The 14294-nt window shown below is 37.1% G+C and carries 28 protein-coding genes; 23 read left to right on the forward strand and 5 right to left on the reverse strand.

Features of this window, described 5'->3' with window-relative positions:
• Positions 1–91 precede the first annotated feature (91 nt).
• A complete protein-coding gene (locus tag ACFYKT_RS16435; RefSeq protein ID WP_389221838.1) occupies positions 92–328 on the forward strand; it encodes a hypothetical protein in 237 nt (78 codons plus the stop codon).
• Positions 329–652: 324 nt separating this feature from the next.
• On the opposite strand, the gene ACFYKT_RS16440 is transcribed toward ACFYKT_RS16435, so the two are convergent.
• From ACFYKT_RS16440 to ACFYKT_RS16460, 5 genes are all read right to left on the reverse strand, one after another.
• Entirely contained in the window at positions 653–1834 is a 1182-nt protein-coding gene (locus tag ACFYKT_RS16440) for a tyrosine-type recombinase/integrase (protein WP_389221840.1), read from the reverse strand.
• A 71-nt stretch (positions 1835–1905) separates the two neighbouring features.
• Positions 1906–2286 carry a hypothetical protein gene (locus ACFYKT_RS16445; protein ID WP_389221842.1) on the reverse strand — a complete coding sequence of 127 codons (381 nt, stop codon included), beginning with the start codon at positions 2284–2286 and terminating at the stop codon, positions 1906–1908.
• Positions 2268–2894, reverse strand: a complete 627-nt coding sequence (locus tag ACFYKT_RS16450; RefSeq protein ID WP_389221843.1) for an ImmA/IrrE family metallo-endopeptidase — start codon at positions 2892–2894, stop codon at positions 2268–2270. The genes ACFYKT_RS16445 and ACFYKT_RS16450 overlap by 19 nt, the downstream gene beginning before the upstream one ends.
• 69 nt (positions 2895–2963) lie before the next feature.
• On the reverse strand, positions 2964–3677 hold the full coding sequence (locus ACFYKT_RS16455) for a hypothetical protein (protein ID WP_389221845.1): 714 nt from the start codon (positions 3675–3677) through the stop codon (positions 2964–2966).
• A 37-nt stretch (positions 3678–3714) separates the two neighbouring features.
• Positions 3715–4065 (reverse strand): helix-turn-helix domain-containing protein, encoded by a 351-nt coding sequence (locus ACFYKT_RS16460; protein ID WP_389221847.1) that lies wholly within the window; start codon positions 4063–4065, stop codon positions 3715–3717.
• 154 nt (positions 4066–4219) lie between these two features.
• On the opposite strand from ACFYKT_RS16460, the gene ACFYKT_RS16465 reads away from it, so the two are divergent.
• The 22 genes from ACFYKT_RS16465 (at position 4220) to ACFYKT_RS16570 (ending at position 14284) form a co-directional block, all read left to right on the forward strand.
• Positions 4220–4444: a helix-turn-helix transcriptional regulator gene (locus ACFYKT_RS16465; RefSeq protein WP_389221849.1), complete on the forward strand. Its 225-nt coding sequence runs from the start codon at positions 4220–4222 to the stop codon at positions 4442–4444.
• An 11-nt stretch (positions 4445–4455) separates the two neighbouring features.
• Positions 4456–4608, forward strand: coding sequence for a hypothetical protein (locus ACFYKT_RS16470; RefSeq protein WP_389221851.1), 153 nt, complete (start codon positions 4456–4458; stop codon positions 4606–4608).
• 11 nt (positions 4609–4619) lie between these two features.
• Positions 4620–4775, forward strand: a complete 156-nt coding sequence (locus ACFYKT_RS16475; RefSeq protein WP_389221852.1) for a hypothetical protein — start codon at positions 4620–4622, stop codon at positions 4773–4775.
• 4 nt (positions 4776–4779) lie between these two features.
• On the forward strand, positions 4780–4968 hold the full coding sequence (locus ACFYKT_RS16480; RefSeq protein WP_389221854.1) for a helix-turn-helix domain-containing protein: 189 nt from the start codon (positions 4780–4782) through the stop codon (positions 4966–4968).
• Positions 4968–5663, forward strand: a complete 696-nt coding sequence (locus ACFYKT_RS16485) for an ORF6C domain-containing protein (RefSeq protein ID WP_389221856.1) — start codon at positions 4968–4970, stop codon at positions 5661–5663. Before ACFYKT_RS16480 ends, ACFYKT_RS16485 begins: the two co-directional genes overlap by 1 nt.
• A 70-nt stretch (positions 5664–5733) precedes the next feature.
• Positions 5734–6246: an XRE family transcriptional regulator gene (locus ACFYKT_RS16490; RefSeq protein WP_389221858.1), complete on the forward strand. Its 513-nt coding sequence runs from the start codon at positions 5734–5736 to the stop codon at positions 6244–6246.
• Positions 6243–6548, forward strand: a complete 306-nt coding sequence (locus ACFYKT_RS16495) for a hypothetical protein (RefSeq protein ID WP_389221859.1) — start codon at positions 6243–6245, stop codon at positions 6546–6548. The genes ACFYKT_RS16490 and ACFYKT_RS16495 overlap by 4 nt, the downstream gene beginning before the upstream one ends.
• A 505-nt stretch (positions 6549–7053) precedes the next feature.
• Positions 7054–7995, forward strand: a complete 942-nt coding sequence (locus ACFYKT_RS16500) for a YqaJ viral recombinase family nuclease (protein WP_389221861.1) — start codon at positions 7054–7056, stop codon at positions 7993–7995.
• Positions 7995–8927, forward strand: a complete 933-nt coding sequence (locus ACFYKT_RS16505) for a recombinase RecT (protein WP_389221863.1) — start codon at positions 7995–7997, stop codon at positions 8925–8927. The genes ACFYKT_RS16500 and ACFYKT_RS16505 overlap by 1 nt, the downstream gene beginning before the upstream one ends.
• Positions 8928–9099: 172 nt before the next feature.
• Complete coding sequence (locus ACFYKT_RS16510; RefSeq protein ID WP_389221865.1) at positions 9100–10077, forward strand: replication protein; 978 nt, start codon at positions 9100–9102, stop codon at positions 10075–10077.
• The gene (locus ACFYKT_RS16515; protein ID WP_389222036.1) at positions 9998–10816 is read left to right on the forward strand and encodes an ATP-binding protein; all 819 of its coding nucleotides are present in this window, start codon (positions 9998–10000) and stop codon (positions 10814–10816) included. The genes ACFYKT_RS16510 and ACFYKT_RS16515 overlap by 80 nt, the downstream gene beginning before the upstream one ends.
• A 1-nt stretch (position 10817) precedes the next feature.
• A complete protein-coding gene (locus ACFYKT_RS16520; protein ID WP_389221867.1) occupies positions 10818–11009 on the forward strand; it encodes a hypothetical protein in 192 nt (63 codons plus the stop codon).
• Complete coding sequence (locus tag ACFYKT_RS16525) at positions 11010–11213, forward strand: hypothetical protein (protein ID WP_389221869.1); 204 nt, start codon at positions 11010–11012, stop codon at positions 11211–11213.
• A gap of 228 nt (positions 11214–11441) precedes the next feature.
• Entirely contained in the window at positions 11442–11660 is a 219-nt protein-coding gene (locus tag ACFYKT_RS16530) for a hypothetical protein (protein WP_389221871.1), read from the forward strand.
• Positions 11660–11926, forward strand: coding sequence for a hypothetical protein (locus ACFYKT_RS16535; RefSeq protein WP_389221873.1), 267 nt, complete (start codon positions 11660–11662; stop codon positions 11924–11926). Before ACFYKT_RS16530 ends, ACFYKT_RS16535 begins: the two co-directional genes overlap by 1 nt.
• An 86-nt stretch (positions 11927–12012) precedes the next feature.
• Complete coding sequence (locus tag ACFYKT_RS16540; protein WP_389221875.1) at positions 12013–12609, forward strand: dUTP diphosphatase; 597 nt, start codon at positions 12013–12015, stop codon at positions 12607–12609.
• Positions 12599–12796 carry a hypothetical protein gene (locus ACFYKT_RS16545; protein WP_389221877.1) on the forward strand — a complete coding sequence of 66 codons (198 nt, stop codon included), beginning with the start codon at positions 12599–12601 and terminating at the stop codon, positions 12794–12796. The genes ACFYKT_RS16540 and ACFYKT_RS16545 overlap by 11 nt, the downstream gene beginning before the upstream one ends.
• Positions 12793–12948, forward strand: a complete 156-nt coding sequence (locus tag ACFYKT_RS16550; RefSeq protein ID WP_389221879.1) for a DUF6011 domain-containing protein — start codon at positions 12793–12795, stop codon at positions 12946–12948. Before ACFYKT_RS16545 ends, ACFYKT_RS16550 begins: the two co-directional genes overlap by 4 nt.
• The gene (locus tag ACFYKT_RS16555) at positions 12948–13358 is read left to right on the forward strand and encodes a RusA family crossover junction endodeoxyribonuclease (RefSeq protein ID WP_389221881.1); all 411 of its coding nucleotides are present in this window, start codon (positions 12948–12950) and stop codon (positions 13356–13358) included. The genes ACFYKT_RS16550 and ACFYKT_RS16555 overlap by 1 nt, the downstream gene beginning before the upstream one ends.
• Positions 13359–13361: 3 nt before the next feature.
• Entirely contained in the window at positions 13362–13547 is a 186-nt protein-coding gene (locus ACFYKT_RS16560; protein ID WP_389221883.1) for a hypothetical protein, read from the forward strand.
• A gap of 21 nt (positions 13548–13568) precedes the next feature.
• Positions 13569–14111 carry a site-specific integrase gene (locus ACFYKT_RS16565; RefSeq protein WP_389221885.1) on the forward strand — a complete coding sequence of 181 codons (543 nt, stop codon included), beginning with the start codon at positions 13569–13571 and terminating at the stop codon, positions 14109–14111.
• A 38-nt stretch (positions 14112–14149) separates the two neighbouring features.
• Positions 14150–14284 (forward strand): hypothetical protein, encoded by a 135-nt coding sequence (locus tag ACFYKT_RS16570; protein WP_389221887.1) that lies wholly within the window; start codon positions 14150–14152, stop codon positions 14282–14284.
• Positions 14285–14294 lie beyond the last annotated feature (10 nt).

A 14294-nucleotide genomic window follows, 5' to 3' on the forward strand; every position in this document is an offset into this window, starting at 1 on the left:
TTTGATAGGAGAGTTACTCTCCTATCAACCTTAATCATATTGAAATGTTTAAATGCTTCTCTAATATCATTCGGCTACAGCAAAAGAATGGATGGGAGAACAAACTTTATCAGCACTGGCTCATGTACTTGATCCAGTAGTTGATATTTTAGTAGCTTTGGCATTTCCTGTTGCCAGTGTTGTAATCGTAGGAGCGTGTTTTCTATTCATGTTTGGTAGTGCTGAAAGAGCGTGGACTTTGATTCAAAATGCTGGATTGGGTTATGTGCTTATTCAAGTGTCTCTATTGATATTAAATGTCTTAAAACAAGTCGGAAATGCAGTGTAAAATACAATTTTTCAAAACCGGCCCCAAACCGACCCCAAAACTCAAAAATATGCGATGAAGAGAACGAATGTTTCTAAAATAAAACAGCCGCAAATCCCTTACATACCAAGGGCTAGCGGCTGTTTATAATTTACGTCCCAGGCGAGATTCGAACTCACGACCTACAGCTTAGGAGTCGGATGGACTATAAAAATACCAACAAGTTGGTTTATGGGAGAGACAGTTCTAACAACAGGTAAACCTAGTTATCTATGATGTTTCCAAGTTAATAAAATTTAAAAATAATAGAATTCGCTCCCACTTCGCTCCCATGTGGGAGCGGCTTTATTTATTTGCCTTATTTTCAAGGAAGGTATCAAAATGACTTGCTGCAGCTTGATCAGCTTCTGCTAGTACATGGCCATAAATATTCATGGTAGTTGAAATGTCGGCATGTCCTAATCGTTCACTTATAACTTTAGCATGAATACCCTCATTAATTAGAACTGTAGCTGAAGTATGCCTTAAATCATGAAATCTAATTTTCTTTACTTTATTTTTAGTGATAAAACGACTCCACCATTGGCCGATACTATCTGGACGAACGGGCTTTCCAAACTCATTAGCAAAAATAAAGTAATGATCTTTCCAAGTCTCATCCTGAATATCTTTTATAGCTAAAGTTTCCTCATTTCGCCTTGCTTTTAGTGTTTTTAACATCTTACTAAGGGATTCAGGAAAAGACACAATACGATTTCTATCATTCTTTGTGGATTTTAACCTTACACCTTCACCGATAACTTCTGTTAATGCTTGCTCAATGAGAACAGTATGCTTATCCGTATTAATATGTTTCCATTCAAGTGCAGCAATTTCACCTTGTCTGGCACCGGTGGTAATTGCAAGTGTGATAAGTATTTTCCAGTGTAATGGATATGATTCAAGTAACGAGAATATTTGCCTCAATTCATCTACATTGTAAACTTCTGATTTCTTAGATTTAGGTTTTGGCAGTTTAACCGTATCAGCAGGATTTTCCTTTATGAATTTCCACTCCACAGCTCTAGAAAGTATATTATCAAAGGCTCTGTAACAATTCCTAATAGTGGAAGAGGAAAGCTTTCCTTCTTTTCCATCTAACCGTTTTCCATCTTTTTTTAAATCATTTACGAAATTTACGATGTGGATCGTTTTAATATCAGCGAGCTTCATATGACCGTAGTTTGGAAGTATTCTTTCTTTAAGAATACTAATATAATTTTGCCGGGTATCAGGAGATAAATTGCTTGGTTCGTTGGCATACTTTTCTAACCACTCCTTATAAAATTCGTTTAACCGAATGTTTTCAGGTTTCGAATACTGACCATTAAGGACCTCAGCTTCAAATAAAGTCAATTTTTTTCTAGCTTCTGTCGGACTTTTTGCTGTTACAGTTTGTCGTTCATAAAGTTTGTTCCCATCTTCTTTATACCCGATGACTACATTTAAACGATAACTATTTTTTCCTCGTGGTTCGATGTACCCCATACTTATCCCTCCATTTAAGAATATACGTTCTGTTCTGATGTAAAAAAATAATAGACTACTCTTTTTCCCTATTAAACAGTTATCATAAATCCCATTTTGTACTCTGTTGGAAACTCACCAACAATAGATATTACATCTGGTGCATAGAGGAAAAATTGTTCAATTACACTAGGATCATGAATGTCAAATGCCAATCGTTTTTTCAGAGCTTTAAGGTTGACGCCTAGTTTGTTTGGATAGTCTTTATTTATAATTAATTCTGAAGCATGCACGCAATAGTTAATAAGTGATTCGTCTATTTCACTGTACTCTTCTGATTTAATCGGAGGGAATAAATCGAAGTAAAACACATGCTTATCCCAATTCACTTCACCCTTAAACAACTTTAAAACATAATAAAAAGGTGATAATTCTCCGTCTACATACTGATAATCTAAATATTGTTTTGGCATTGGTGATCTTCCTTTCTTTTCTTTGCTTTCATTTCAAGCGCGAGGGCAAGGATATTATTTGTCTCATCCGAATAGGGTGCAGCTTTCGGATAACGTGATTCCATATATCGTCTATGTTCTTCATCTGACTTTGCTTGTGACCATTGATTTCTAAAATGGACTAACCGTTTCTTTGCAAAGCCCTTAGTGACATTGAATGTATCTGAAACGAAATCAACTCCATCGTTAACATTCATATAATTAGTAAGGTTGTAGTTTAATAGCATGAAAGTAGGAACGCAGAAATGATACATAAAGTTATTAGCTTGGTATTCCTGTAGGTTTTTAAAGTGTTCATACATTTTATTTTGGTTGCCTACATGTCTAATGACATGTCCTAATTCATGAAAAAAGTCTTGCCTTTGTTCTTTAAAGATTTTCCTTTCGTCAAGTACAATACTATATAAACCATCTGTACATTGCATTTTACTTCCCCGACTCCAGTAATGAATCCAAATATCTAATTTTTCTGCTATGCAGTATATTTCAATATCCTCAGGTGAGCTAATGGAAAGATATGAATACAATTCTTGGATTTTATTTTCTAATGTTGTCATCTGATATTTCATAATAACGCCTTCTTTCAAACGTATGTTCGTTTTGACTGTAAAAGAAAAGCCTATTAATAGGCTCAGGATTTATTCAATTGGAGTAAATAGAAAGGGAGAATGGTTCTTTATTATATTAACCTCATCTAAATAAACAATAAACTCAGGAACACCATGATCTGGAATACTGCTAATGATAGTATTCTCAATAATGTTACCAGTTGAATCATATACAGCAAAATTACTTCCTCTGCCTACTGGGGTAACTTTATAGCGACCTGCAGGGATATCCTTTCCAACTATAAATGTTCCGGCACTTAATTTTTTAGGTGCACCTTGTTTTTCTTTTATTTGGCCCGATACACTTGCTAATTCACTTTTTTTACTCTCTATATCGTTACTTAAATTATTAATTTCAGTTTTTTTGGCGCTCGCTCGATTTTCAAGCGTCTTAATTTCTTCTAAAGCAGCAATCTTGTTTTCTATTATTTTCATTGCTTCATCAAACGCCGTTTTATTCTCTTTTACTTCAGAGGCGATCGTAGTGTTTTCCTTTGTTTTTGCTTTAATTTCGCTATTTAAATCATCTTTTTTCTTTTCTAAAGTCGATAACTCGTTTTGTTTCTTGTTTATAGTATTCATTAGTTCGTTGTACTTCACTTTTTCATTACTCAACTCTGTAGAGGCAGATTTTTCACCAATGGAATAAAAAATCATTGCAACTATTAATAGCATTGCACATTTCAAGTATAATCTAGCTTTACTACTAAGCTTTTCTGAATACCAGCTCCGTAATTTATTCACGTTATATCCCCTTTATATCGGACATTAAAGAATAAAGTTATTTCCTCTTTTGTTTATCCCCTGGCTTACGACCTTTTTCTCTCTCTAAAAGCAATTTTAATAATTCAAGAGCCTCATCATCTGAAATATCCCCATCACGAGCTGCTATCTGTGTATCTTTATCTTCGAGGATCTCATCAACTTTTTCTTCATACTCTTTACCTCTAAGAAGGTAATCAGTAGAAACCTCAAAGAAATCAGCAAGTTTAATTAACGTATCGTAGTCAGGTTGCCTCGATCCCTGTTCATAATTTGCTAGTTTACCTCTGGAAAAACCTAATCGATCAGCCAATTCATATTGACTAAGGTTGCGCTTTTTCCTAAGACTAGCGATTCTCTCTCCTAACATATAACTCACCTCGTTGTGTCCATTATAAAGTAGAAACTATCTGTTTCAAATAATAGACACAAAAAGTTTCTGTAAACCGTTGACAGAAACAAAATGTTTCTGTATATTTGATTTATACAAAGAAACGAAATGTTTCTGGAAGGTGGTGACATAATTGGAACGAAAAACTTTAATTAAATTACGTGGTGATAAATCTCGTCCAACTGTTGCTAAAGATTTGAAAATAACACCTCAAATGCTTGGAGCTATTGAAAGAGGTGATAGAACACCTTCACTTCCATTAGCGAAGCGTATCGCTGACTACTATGAGACGTCAGTAGATGAGATTTTTTTTAATAAAAACAGAAACAATTCGTGTCTAAAAACCACGACTGCATAAGGAGCCAACCCATGAACACCAAACAAAAAGAAAAACTCATCCACGATTTATTAAAAGTACTTGCAAATAACAATGTAACTTTCGCAGAAGTGCCGGAAGTGCTTAAAAGCTTGGAAAAAGAATTAAACGAGTTGTCACAGCAGCAAGTTATTCAGATTCCATAAGGAGGTAACTAATGAACTTCACCCAGAAAGTCATCTGGGCTGAAATCAAACTCAAAGTCCTCGAATCAGCCATGATGCTAAATGATGAGTACGCCACAGATGATGTAATCGCAAAGCTGATGGAAGTCGTTGAGATTTTGGAAAATACAGAGCCGAAAGGAGGTTAATCACTTGCAAAGAAAAACCATTACAGCGCAAGAAGCAGCTGATTATATCGGAATTCACGTTGAAACGATTTATGTCATGGCTAGGAAAAAAGAAATTCCTCATATTCGCATCAGGCGTAGGATTTTTTTCTCGGTAGAATCACTTGATACTTGGATGCGAGACCTAGAACAAAAAAGTTTGGAGGCTATGTAATGAGTCAACTACAAATATTCAAAAATAATCTATTCCAAGTTGCTGCAACTATCGAACATGGTCAAGTGTTATTCGATGTTGAACGTGTTGCAAAATGCTTAGGATTCACTCAGTTAAAAAATGACAAAGAGTATATTCGCTGGGAAAGAGTTAATGAATACCTTCCACAAAATTCCCCAGAAGTGGGGAAAGGCGATCTAATTCCTGAACCGTTAGTTTATAAGTTAGCATTCAAAGCTTCGAATGAAGTTGCTGAGCAATTCCAAGATTGGCTTGCAATTGAAGTTATACCATCTATTCGGAAAACGGGCAGTTACAAAAAAGACAATATCGTTCCACTTAATGATAAGCAGTCGCTGATCGCACTAATGAAATTATCGGCTATAACTGCTGAGGAAACAGAAGAACTTAAGCAAGTGACCAACCAACATTCTCATAAGCTTCAGGAGCTTGAAATTAAAGTAGAGGAGCAGATCACACTCACCAGTGGTGAACAGCGCCGTGTTCAAAAAGGTGTAGCTCACCGAGTCTATGAATTTACTCAAGATAAACAAGAAGCTGCCAGGCTTTTCCGAGAAGTTTATCGAGAAATCAAAGATAGATTCGGTGTGGCTAGCTACAAAGATGTTAAGAGAAGAGAGCTGCAATCGGCTCTTCGCTACATAGAAAATTGGATTCCTAGGAAAGTCTCTTAACCTTCTACCTATAATCTATCAAATAAGAGTGTATAGAAAAATATACCAATCACTACAAGGGGGTAATGAAATGTCTGTTGCAGGAGCTGTCCAACGCCTTCTTGATGAAGAAGGCTTGACACAGGTTCAAATGGCTCTAGATTTGTTTGTTTCAGAGCAATTAGTGAGTCACATTAAGAACGGCCGGAGGAAGATGGTCGATGATGTCGCAAAGCGTTCGCTAGAAATATATGATAATCCATTTTACTCAATTGATGTCTTACACGAGTTTGGAGATCGTTGTTCCCCTCCTGTATTCCGGGGGAACTCGGTAGAACAACACAGATTAGCTTTCGAAGAAGTTACTATTCATGAAGCTTTAGAAGCGATTGATATTCTTAACGAAGTAAGTTTCGTTAGGAATCCTTCTCAAATAAATAAAGAGGAGAGAGATCGGGTAAAGCAGGCAATTGGAGAATTACTTGATGTAGAAGCCTGGGCAAGGAACTTAGCAGCTTTACTTTGTTCGGAATACAAAATTTCTTGGAAAGATTCCTATAAGAAAAGAGTACCTATTTGGAAATCGAAGGGGTGGATCCAATGAATACAATACCAAAAGAGATCTATCAAGATCGTTATTGGAAAGGCGTTATTCATTTATTCCAAAACAACTGGAAGCTCAAGACACTTTTTACAACAAAATATTTTGACATGGAAAATGGCTTAATTGAAATAGTAGCTCTAAAAAGGGCAGCTAGCAAATGGTCACAATCCGAAAAGTTCATGCTTTATCTTGCACTTCATTTGTATAGCAACGATGGAAAGGTTGACCTATCAAATATGGATTACCTGGATGATCATAATCAAAAGTTAGTCATGGAAGCAATTAAGTTGAGATATTGCTAGAGGGGGAGAAGGAAATGAGAATAAAAGCTGGAGTTTGGATGATGTTATCGAGCTATTCAAAGCACGAACTACTAAAAATGTTTTCAAATAAAAAAGCAGCTAGCTAAGCGGACACTTAACTAACTGCAGAATCAACAACTAATTTCATTCTATCACACATAGGATGAATCGACAAGAACCTTTGTTCTTGCCGTGATGAGTCGGTTTATCAAGCCCTCTATTAAATATTTGATATCTACCACCCGACTTATCACGGTGCGAATGAAGCACCATGTTCTTTGAAAAGTACATAGAGAGGAGGTTGAAAGGATGCGTGATCATCCGGTAATTGAGCAAATGGAACGGACTGGGTTTCCTGATAAAGAGTATCTTGATTGGGAATTAGAAGATGCGGAAGAAGAAAAATAAAAAGACTCCTGTTAGCGGCAGGAGTCAATCATTAAAAAAAACTATTAATTACCGTCATTGTAGCATATGGCTCCATGGCAGTAAAGGGAGGATAATCATGGCGAAAAATGCAGTATCGACTCTTTCGATGAGCCGTTATGAATGGCTAATGGAACGTGCAAAAGGAATTGGTGGCAGTGATGCAGGTACAATCTTAGGTTTAAACAAATATCGGACAGCATTTGAATTGTGGCTTGAGAAAACTGGACAAGTTGATCCAATCGAACTTGATAACGAAGCGATCTATTGGGGAAACGAAATGGAGAACGTTGTTGCTAAAGAATTTGAAAAGCGTACAGGCAAAAAAGTCCGTCGAACCAACTTTATGTTTAGCCATCCAGAGTACGCATTCATCAAAGCAAATGTGGACCGTTTAGTTGTAGGGGAATCTGCCGTTTTGGAATGTAAGACTGCTAGTGCATATCTGGCTAAGGAATGGGAGGGGGAAGAGATCCCTGCTACTTACCTTATACAACTTCAACATTATCTTGGAGTCACTGGAAAAGAGAAGGGATATATCGCTGTACTCATTGGTGGTAATCGGTTCATCTGGAAAGAAGTTGAACGAGATGAAGAACTAATAAAAATAATCTTTGATGCAGAGATTCACTTCTGGACCTATCACGTACAGCAAGGACATGCTCCCGAATTAGATGGCTCCAGTGCAGCTGAACAATATTTGAAAGAGAAATACGCTCAGGCTGAAAAGGATAAGGAGATTGTTCTACCTGGTGAATATAAAGATTTAATCGCTCATTATGAACAGGTCAAACAAGATGAAAAGCTACTGAAAATGGCAAAAACAGAAATTGAAAACAAAATTAAAGCGGAGTTGAAGGATGCTGAAACCGGGTTAACTGACACATTCATGGTTACTTGGAAAAATCAATTCCAAAACAGAGTGGATTCAAAGGTGCTGAAAGAACAGTTCCCTGATATCTATAAGCAAGTGATAAAAGAAACTTCCTTCCGAAAATTTGCTGTAAAGGAGCTTAAATAATGGCTACTAATTCTGCTTTAAAAAATCAATTAGCTAATAAACAGGAATCAGTAACAAAGCAAGTTTCCGCACAATCATTGGGGCTGAAAGGCTTGTTGAATGCTCCTACTATGCAGAAGAAATTTGAACAGGTACTTGCAAAGAAAGCACCACAGTTTATGGCATCTATTTTAAATTTGTACAACGGTGATGTAAGCCTCCAAAAAGCTGAACCAATGTCTATTATATCCAGTGCGATGGTAGCTGCTTCGCTTGATCTGCCGGTTGATAAAAATTTAGGTTATGCCTGGATCGTACCTTTTTACGACACGAAGAAAGGCTTCCATGCCGCGCAGTTTCAACTCGGATACAAAGGATATATTCAGTTGGCGTTAAGGACGGGTCAATATAAAGGGATAAACGTCATCGAGGTTAGAGAAGGCGAATTGAAAAAATGGAACCGCCTCACTGAAGAGATTGATATTGATTTGGATGCTGCAATAAGTGAGAAGGTCATCGGATATTGCGGATACTTTAAACTCTCCAATGGGTTTGAAAAGACAGTTTATTGGACTAGAGATCAGGTCGAAGCACATCGGATTAAGCATAACAAAATGAAGGATAAGAAAGCTCTAAATAATGTTTGGAAATCTGATTATGATGCCATGGCTATGAAAACAGTTCTTCGAAATATGCTTGGTAAATGGGGAATTCTTTCTATCGAAATGCAAAAGGCTTTTTCGGAAGATGAACAAGAAAGGGAGATTAAGGATATTACAAACGAAGCTGAGGAAATGGATGATTTCAACACTGGAGCTTCTGATAGTAATAATGAACCATCTGTTGAAGCTGAAATTATTGATGCAGATCCAAAGAAGAAGTTAGAGAAAAAAGTTGCAAATAAGATGTCTGCTCAAGACTCGTTAGATATCGAATTTGAAGATGCACAATAACAAAACAAATGTCCTGTTGCCTGCTTGGATATTCGAGCAGGCAAAGGATAAAGAACATTTAAAACAGCTTGTACTAGAGTATATGCGGAGATACCCAGAGTATGCCGTTAAAGGTATTAAAAATAGATTTGCAGTTTGTGAGAGGAACTAAGAGCAGGAGGGATGATCATGGATGGCTGATGTACAACTAGAAAATGGCTACATACGGATTGCAACGGAGCTAATGAACGAAGTCATTAGGAGAGATTTTTCTAAGCGGCAGCTAGCCGTCCTGCACTTCATCATCCGTCTTTCGTATGGCTGCCATCGAAAGGATTGTCATATTGATAAATTTAATGCTTTTGAAATAGCTGGAATTAATAAAGTTGATGTAAAGAAAGAATTGAAGTTTTTAAGGTCCTGCGAAGTAATTGATTGGGATGAAATTACAATGATTTTTTCTATAAACAAGGATTATGAAAAATGGCAAATTACTCCTTCAAAAGGGTTTGATAAGGAAAGATTTGACCAATTAATTCACCAAAATCTCAAGAAAAAAGTTAGTAAAACACTAACTGATTTAGAAAAGCTAGTTAGTAAAACACTAACTGATTTAGGTGAAAAAGTTAGTAATTTACTAACTAACGAGTTAGTAAAACACTTACTCGAAGTGCTTGGGAAGTCTTGGGAGAGTAAGAGCGAAGAGGTCCTTAAAGATAGTATTATAGATATTTATTTAAAGATAAAAGATAAGGATGATGATATAGTGCCGAAGCAAACTTATTTTACCGAATACGAAAAAGCATTTGGTTATCCTCCTGCATTATTAATCTCAGATTTCGATTATTGGATTGGCAGTGAAGATAGTCAGTTCACGGAACCAGAAGAAATTATTTTAGAAGTTATTCAAAGGGCTAAAAAACAGGTCCCGAGATTTCCAGATAAATATATTTCTAAGATTCTTAGAGACTTACACAACATGGAGTTGTTTTCCTTAGAGGCCGTTAAAGAATATAACAAAAAGTTTGATGAAAGACTCTCTAAAGGAGGTGCTGACAGTGGAAAGAAAGTTCAGCAGTATCGCAGAGGTAATGTCAGATCTTCAACAGAAGGCAATGAATCGATCACAGGCGGGCAGATTGGAAGGCTCGGAAAACGAAAGACAGTTTGATTGCCTTAAATGCAAAGATAAGGGGTTTGTCCTGAAAAATATTCCTGATATGGATGATGACTGTAATCAAAGGGTATGGCCAAACGGGCAGCCAAAATTCATCGAGACACTATACAACTGTGAATGTGCCAAAAAGCGTCACTCGGCTCATCTGATGAAATTTAGTGAAATCACTGATGAATTTAAAAGTATGACATTTTCGGGATTTAAGTTAGAAGGCAAGCATGAAGTGATTCATGAAGCCCACCAGTGTGCAATTGATTACTACAAATCTTATGACCAAATAAAAACCGACCGTTGCAACAGTATTAGCTTGCTAGGTCAACCAGGTAGTGGCAAAACGCATTTATTAACAGCACTAGCTAACAATTTGATTCAAAAAAAGCAAGTCAGCGTATTGTATTTCCCTTTCGTGGAGGGCTTCAACAATCTAAAAGATGACTTCAATCTCCTAGAGGAAAAGCTGACAAAGATGAAAAGAGTTAAGGTTTTGTTTATCGATGACCTGTTTAAAGGCAGGGACTTTCCGACACAATTCCAGCTTGAGCAAATGTTTGCAGTCATCAATTATCGTTATCTAAATCATCTACCAATCATGGTTTCTTCTGAAAAAACAGTAGATGAATTATGCGATATCGATGAAGCTCTTGGCACTCGAATCTACCAAATGAGCAAGGACTTTACTGTTGTGATCAAAGGTGATCGTAAAATCCTGAATCATAGATTGGCAGGTGAATAAGATGTGCCAGCTATGTAACGGAACACATGTTGTCCATGACGAAGGTGACTACTGCACGATATACCATTGTTGTCCGAACTGTGGCCCGATTCCAGATGAACAATGGCTTGCAAGAATTCAGGCTGTTTATGAATGGGCTACTGCACGAAAGGTAGAACTTGATCGTTTAAATCTAGTAAAAGAGGTGTGCTGATTGGGTATTCTCTATGATTCTGTCAAAATGCAGCAGGAGTTGAAACATAAATTTGTCATTGAAAAACTCTTAGAAGTTGGCATCACAGAATCACAGGAAGGAACCTCAATTTACGAGCTAGATTACGAGGAATTGAAGTATGAGCTGGTAATGGCTTCATTTCGCCAAATTGATACTCAAAATGACCAAAATAAGTGGTTCTAGAAAGGAGTTAAAGATCATGAGTGAAGAAAATACAAAGCCAAATTGCCCGAAATGTGGAACAAAAGGCGGTGTGATTAGGCAGAATAATAGCATTCTAGTTTTAGAATGTGCTGATTGTAATGTCCGGTGGAAGACAGTTTCTAAAACTTGCAAGTGCTGTGGAAAACCTAATGGCTATGCCATAGAAGGCCCGTGTTCTCCTTGCTACTCATACTGGTATAAATCGTCATGAGAAAGAATCCAGTCATCCAAAAGGCTAGGGAAGAAGGCAAGTTGGAAGGCTATCAATTAGGTCTTAAACATGGTGAAACTCGCGGTATACAAAAGACTGTTGATTATGTTGCTGAGAGATTTGAAAAGCTGTCAGAAGCACCTGGTATTGGTCCTAAAACAGCTGCCAAGATTAAAGCGATATTCGGTCCTGAGTATTTCAAGGAGGGCGAGTAATGGCTAGAGTAGCTGCTGCTTCTGGGGATCATTACATGAAAATTTCTCGTAAAAAGAGAGTCATTGTCTGTGAGGAAATGAATTTCGTTTGGGATGAACCAGAGCTTATATATATTACAGAAATGTGGTCAGAAGGTGCAGATGTCAGATTGATCGCTAATCGTTTTGATAGGGATCCGGATGAGGTATTATTCGCTCTTATACATCTTGCTCGACAAGACAAGATTACCAGACGAAAAGGCGGGCTATTTATTGAATCTGAGTGAAGCTAATTTAAGCCAGCTGCACTACATAGGGCGGCATACAGATTTCAAGGCGGCTGCTTTAGAAGAAATGGACAGGAGGATTGAAGATGAATCTGAAAAAATTGTTCGATCAACAAAGAATCCTTCGTGATCGGATAGGATATAACGAGCCTGATAGATTCGATAAATTGATTCTAGCATTGCTTGTAGAACTTGGAGAATGTGCGAATGAATGGCGAGGGTTTAAGTTTTGGAGTAAGAATCAGGAGCCAAGAAAATGGTATGAGAGAAAGTGCCATTCCTGTACTGGTAAGGGTTATTTTATAACAAATATTTATACAAGCAAAAAAGAATCATGTGGTTTTTGCAGAGGAACAGGATTTGAAGAACAAAAAAACCCACTCCTTGAAGAATATGTGGACGGATTTCATTTTGTTTTGGAAATCGGTTTAGAGTTGAATTTTACAGAATTACATTTAATTGGAACAATCGCAATGCCTTCTTATGAAATACACGAATTGTTCACTGATATTTATGGCACATCTCTTTTAGTTAAAGATACTCGAAACAAAGTTCATTATTCCATTTTAGTTGAGGAATATTTGGTATTAGGTGAAATGTTCGGCTTCACAAGGGAAGAAATCGAAACTGCTTATTATGTGAAAAATGCTGTGAATCATGCGAGGCAAGAAAATGGCTACTAATGGATGGAAGTCACAGCAACCGCGCCAGTTAAAAAAGATTGCCTATGCATTGACTGAGGGAAAATTGAAGTCAGTAATCAAAGCCCATGAAGAACGTGGCTGGGCGCAGGCAAGTGAATTTAAAAAGCATGGCTATGGGCTAGGATGCTTAATGATATTTTCTTCAGAAAGGAAAGTTGAATTATGAACTGTCCAGTATGTAATCGGCCGTTAAAAAGTAAGAAAAGCATTGCAAAAGGGATAGGTCCTGTTTGCGAAAAGAAACTAGAACAATCAAAGAATGAACCGCCAGAGGGGCAGCTGTCATTCGTTGAAGAAACGGTATTGGTGATTAAGTAATGAATAAATTATTTATCCCCATCATTCCAATGGGGGCTGTACGCACTACACAAAAACAGAAATATGTTGATGAAAGGGCAAGAAGATATCACGCATACAAACAGCAAATTGCAATTTTAGCTAATCAACATATTAGAACGCCATCAAATTGTCCAATATTAGCTGATATTACGTTTTATATGCCAATTCCCAAGAGTTGGAGCCAAAAGAAAAAAGAACGCTATAACGGGTATATTCATAGGTCAAAACCTGATATAGACAATCTTATAAAAGGTCTATTTGACAGTTTAAATACAATAGCCTGGAAAGATGATAATCAAGTTTACGAGGTTCATAGCAAAAAGATGTATTCGTTTAACCCTGGTATCGGAATAGAAATTTGGGAATTGAATGAAGAGATGGAGGGGTAACGGTTGGCAAGAAGAGTTGTCGAAACAAACGCAGCTAGCCTTGATCGAGAACTACTTCAAGTGATTGTCATCTATGAGGAAGGCGTATCCAAGCAAGATATCCGTAAAGAAAATCCATATAGCAAAAAGCACGGTGTATTGTATCAGTCAGCTGGAGCTTACGAGTTTAAGGGGTTAGTAGCTAACTAATATCTTAAAGGAGTGAGGACGTTGAAAACCGTTCAACCAATTCGAGATGTTGCAATGATTGCGGCAATGAAGGAAGTTTTGATGCGTCAGCATTACAGAAACTATTTTCTCTTCGTTTTGGGTATTAACACTGGACTTCGCATTAGTGATTTACTCGCACTTCGTGTGGGCGACGTAAAGGGCAAAAGTCATATCGTCATCACTGAGCAAAAAACAGGTAAATATAAACGGTTTAGAATCAATAACGATCTCCAGGAACACATTAGCAAGTTTACGATTGATAAGGAAGTGGCAGCGTATCTTTTTCAATCAAGAAGGGGTACTGATCGTATACACAGAGTTCAAGCATGGAAGATTCTCAATGCTGCTGCAAAGGAAGTTGGGCTAAGTGAGATAGGCACCCATACCCTAAGAAAAACATTTGGGTACCACTTTTATCAAAAGTATAAAGATGTAGCCGTTCTGCAACAGATATTTAATCATTCCAGTCCTGCCGTGACCATGAGGTACATCGGTATTAACCAGGATATTATGGATGAGGCAGTGGATGGGTTTAGTTTATAGATTTTGTATTAAGTTTACTAATTACTGGAGGGATAATAATGTTCAATAAAGTTGTGTTTTTTGGTAAAGCGAGTAAAAAGTGGGTTGCGTATTTGGACTACCAAGGGATGCATACTCCTTTCAAACGTTTCGACACCCAAGAAGAAGCAGAAGCATATCTAGAAACGATTTAGGGGGCGATAT

Source organism: Cytobacillus mangrovibacter (genome assembly GCF_042865275.1).
GTDB classification, from domain to species: Bacteria; Bacillota; Bacilli; order Bacillales; family Cytobacillaceae; genus Cytobacillus; species Cytobacillus mangrovibacter.

Excerpts from the sequence above, each read along its gene's own strand:
- ACFYKT_RS16435 (WP_389221838.1), top strand. The coding sequence starts at position 92 with ATGGGAGAACAAACTTTATCAGCACTGGCTCATGTACTTGATCCAGTA.
- ACFYKT_RS16440 (WP_389221840.1), bottom strand. The coding sequence starts at position 1,834 with ATGGGGTACATCGAACCACGAGGAAAAAATAGTTATCGTTTAAATGTA.
- ACFYKT_RS16445 (WP_389221842.1), bottom strand. The coding sequence starts at position 2,286 with ATGCCAAAACAATATTTAGATTATCAGTATGTAGACGGAGAATTATCA.
- ACFYKT_RS16450 (WP_389221843.1), bottom strand. The coding sequence starts at position 2,894 with ATGAAATATCAGATGACAACATTAGAAAATAAAATCCAAGAATTGTAT.
- ACFYKT_RS16460 (WP_389221847.1), bottom strand. The coding sequence starts at position 4,065 with ATGTTAGGAGAGAGAATCGCTAGTCTTAGGAAAAAGCGCAACCTTAGT.
- ACFYKT_RS16470 (WP_389221851.1), top strand. The coding sequence starts at position 4,456 with ATGAACACCAAACAAAAAGAAAAACTCATCCACGATTTATTAAAAGTA.
- ACFYKT_RS16475 (WP_389221852.1), top strand. The coding sequence starts at position 4,620 with ATGAACTTCACCCAGAAAGTCATCTGGGCTGAAATCAAACTCAAAGTC.
- ACFYKT_RS16485 (WP_389221856.1), top strand. The coding sequence starts at position 4,968 with ATGAGTCAACTACAAATATTCAAAAATAATCTATTCCAAGTTGCTGCA.
- ACFYKT_RS16490 (WP_389221858.1), top strand. The coding sequence starts at position 5,734 with ATGTCTGTTGCAGGAGCTGTCCAACGCCTTCTTGATGAAGAAGGCTTG.
- ACFYKT_RS16495 (WP_389221859.1), top strand. The coding sequence starts at position 6,243 with ATGAATACAATACCAAAAGAGATCTATCAAGATCGTTATTGGAAAGGC.
- ACFYKT_RS16500 (WP_389221861.1), top strand. The coding sequence starts at position 7,054 with ATGGCGAAAAATGCAGTATCGACTCTTTCGATGAGCCGTTATGAATGG.
- ACFYKT_RS16505 (WP_389221863.1), top strand. The coding sequence starts at position 7,995 with ATGGCTACTAATTCTGCTTTAAAAAATCAATTAGCTAATAAACAGGAA.
- ACFYKT_RS16510 (WP_389221865.1), top strand. The coding sequence starts at position 9,100 with ATGGCTGATGTACAACTAGAAAATGGCTACATACGGATTGCAACGGAG.
- ACFYKT_RS16515 (WP_389222036.1), top strand. The coding sequence starts at position 9,998 with ATGTCAGATCTTCAACAGAAGGCAATGAATCGATCACAGGCGGGCAGA.
- ACFYKT_RS16520 (WP_389221867.1), top strand. The coding sequence starts at position 10,818 with ATGTGCCAGCTATGTAACGGAACACATGTTGTCCATGACGAAGGTGAC.
- ACFYKT_RS16530 (WP_389221871.1), top strand. The coding sequence starts at position 11,442 with ATGAGAAAGAATCCAGTCATCCAAAAGGCTAGGGAAGAAGGCAAGTTG.
- ACFYKT_RS16535 (WP_389221873.1), top strand. The coding sequence starts at position 11,660 with ATGGCTAGAGTAGCTGCTGCTTCTGGGGATCATTACATGAAAATTTCT.
- ACFYKT_RS16540 (WP_389221875.1), top strand. The coding sequence starts at position 12,013 with ATGAATCTGAAAAAATTGTTCGATCAACAAAGAATCCTTCGTGATCGG.
- ACFYKT_RS16545 (WP_389221877.1), top strand. The coding sequence starts at position 12,599 with ATGGCTACTAATGGATGGAAGTCACAGCAACCGCGCCAGTTAAAAAAG.
- ACFYKT_RS16550 (WP_389221879.1), top strand. The coding sequence starts at position 12,793 with ATGAACTGTCCAGTATGTAATCGGCCGTTAAAAAGTAAGAAAAGCATT.
- ACFYKT_RS16555 (WP_389221881.1), top strand. The coding sequence starts at position 12,948 with ATGAATAAATTATTTATCCCCATCATTCCAATGGGGGCTGTACGCACT.
- ACFYKT_RS16570 (WP_389221887.1), top strand. The coding sequence starts at position 14,150 with ATGTTCAATAAAGTTGTGTTTTTTGGTAAAGCGAGTAAAAAGTGGGTT.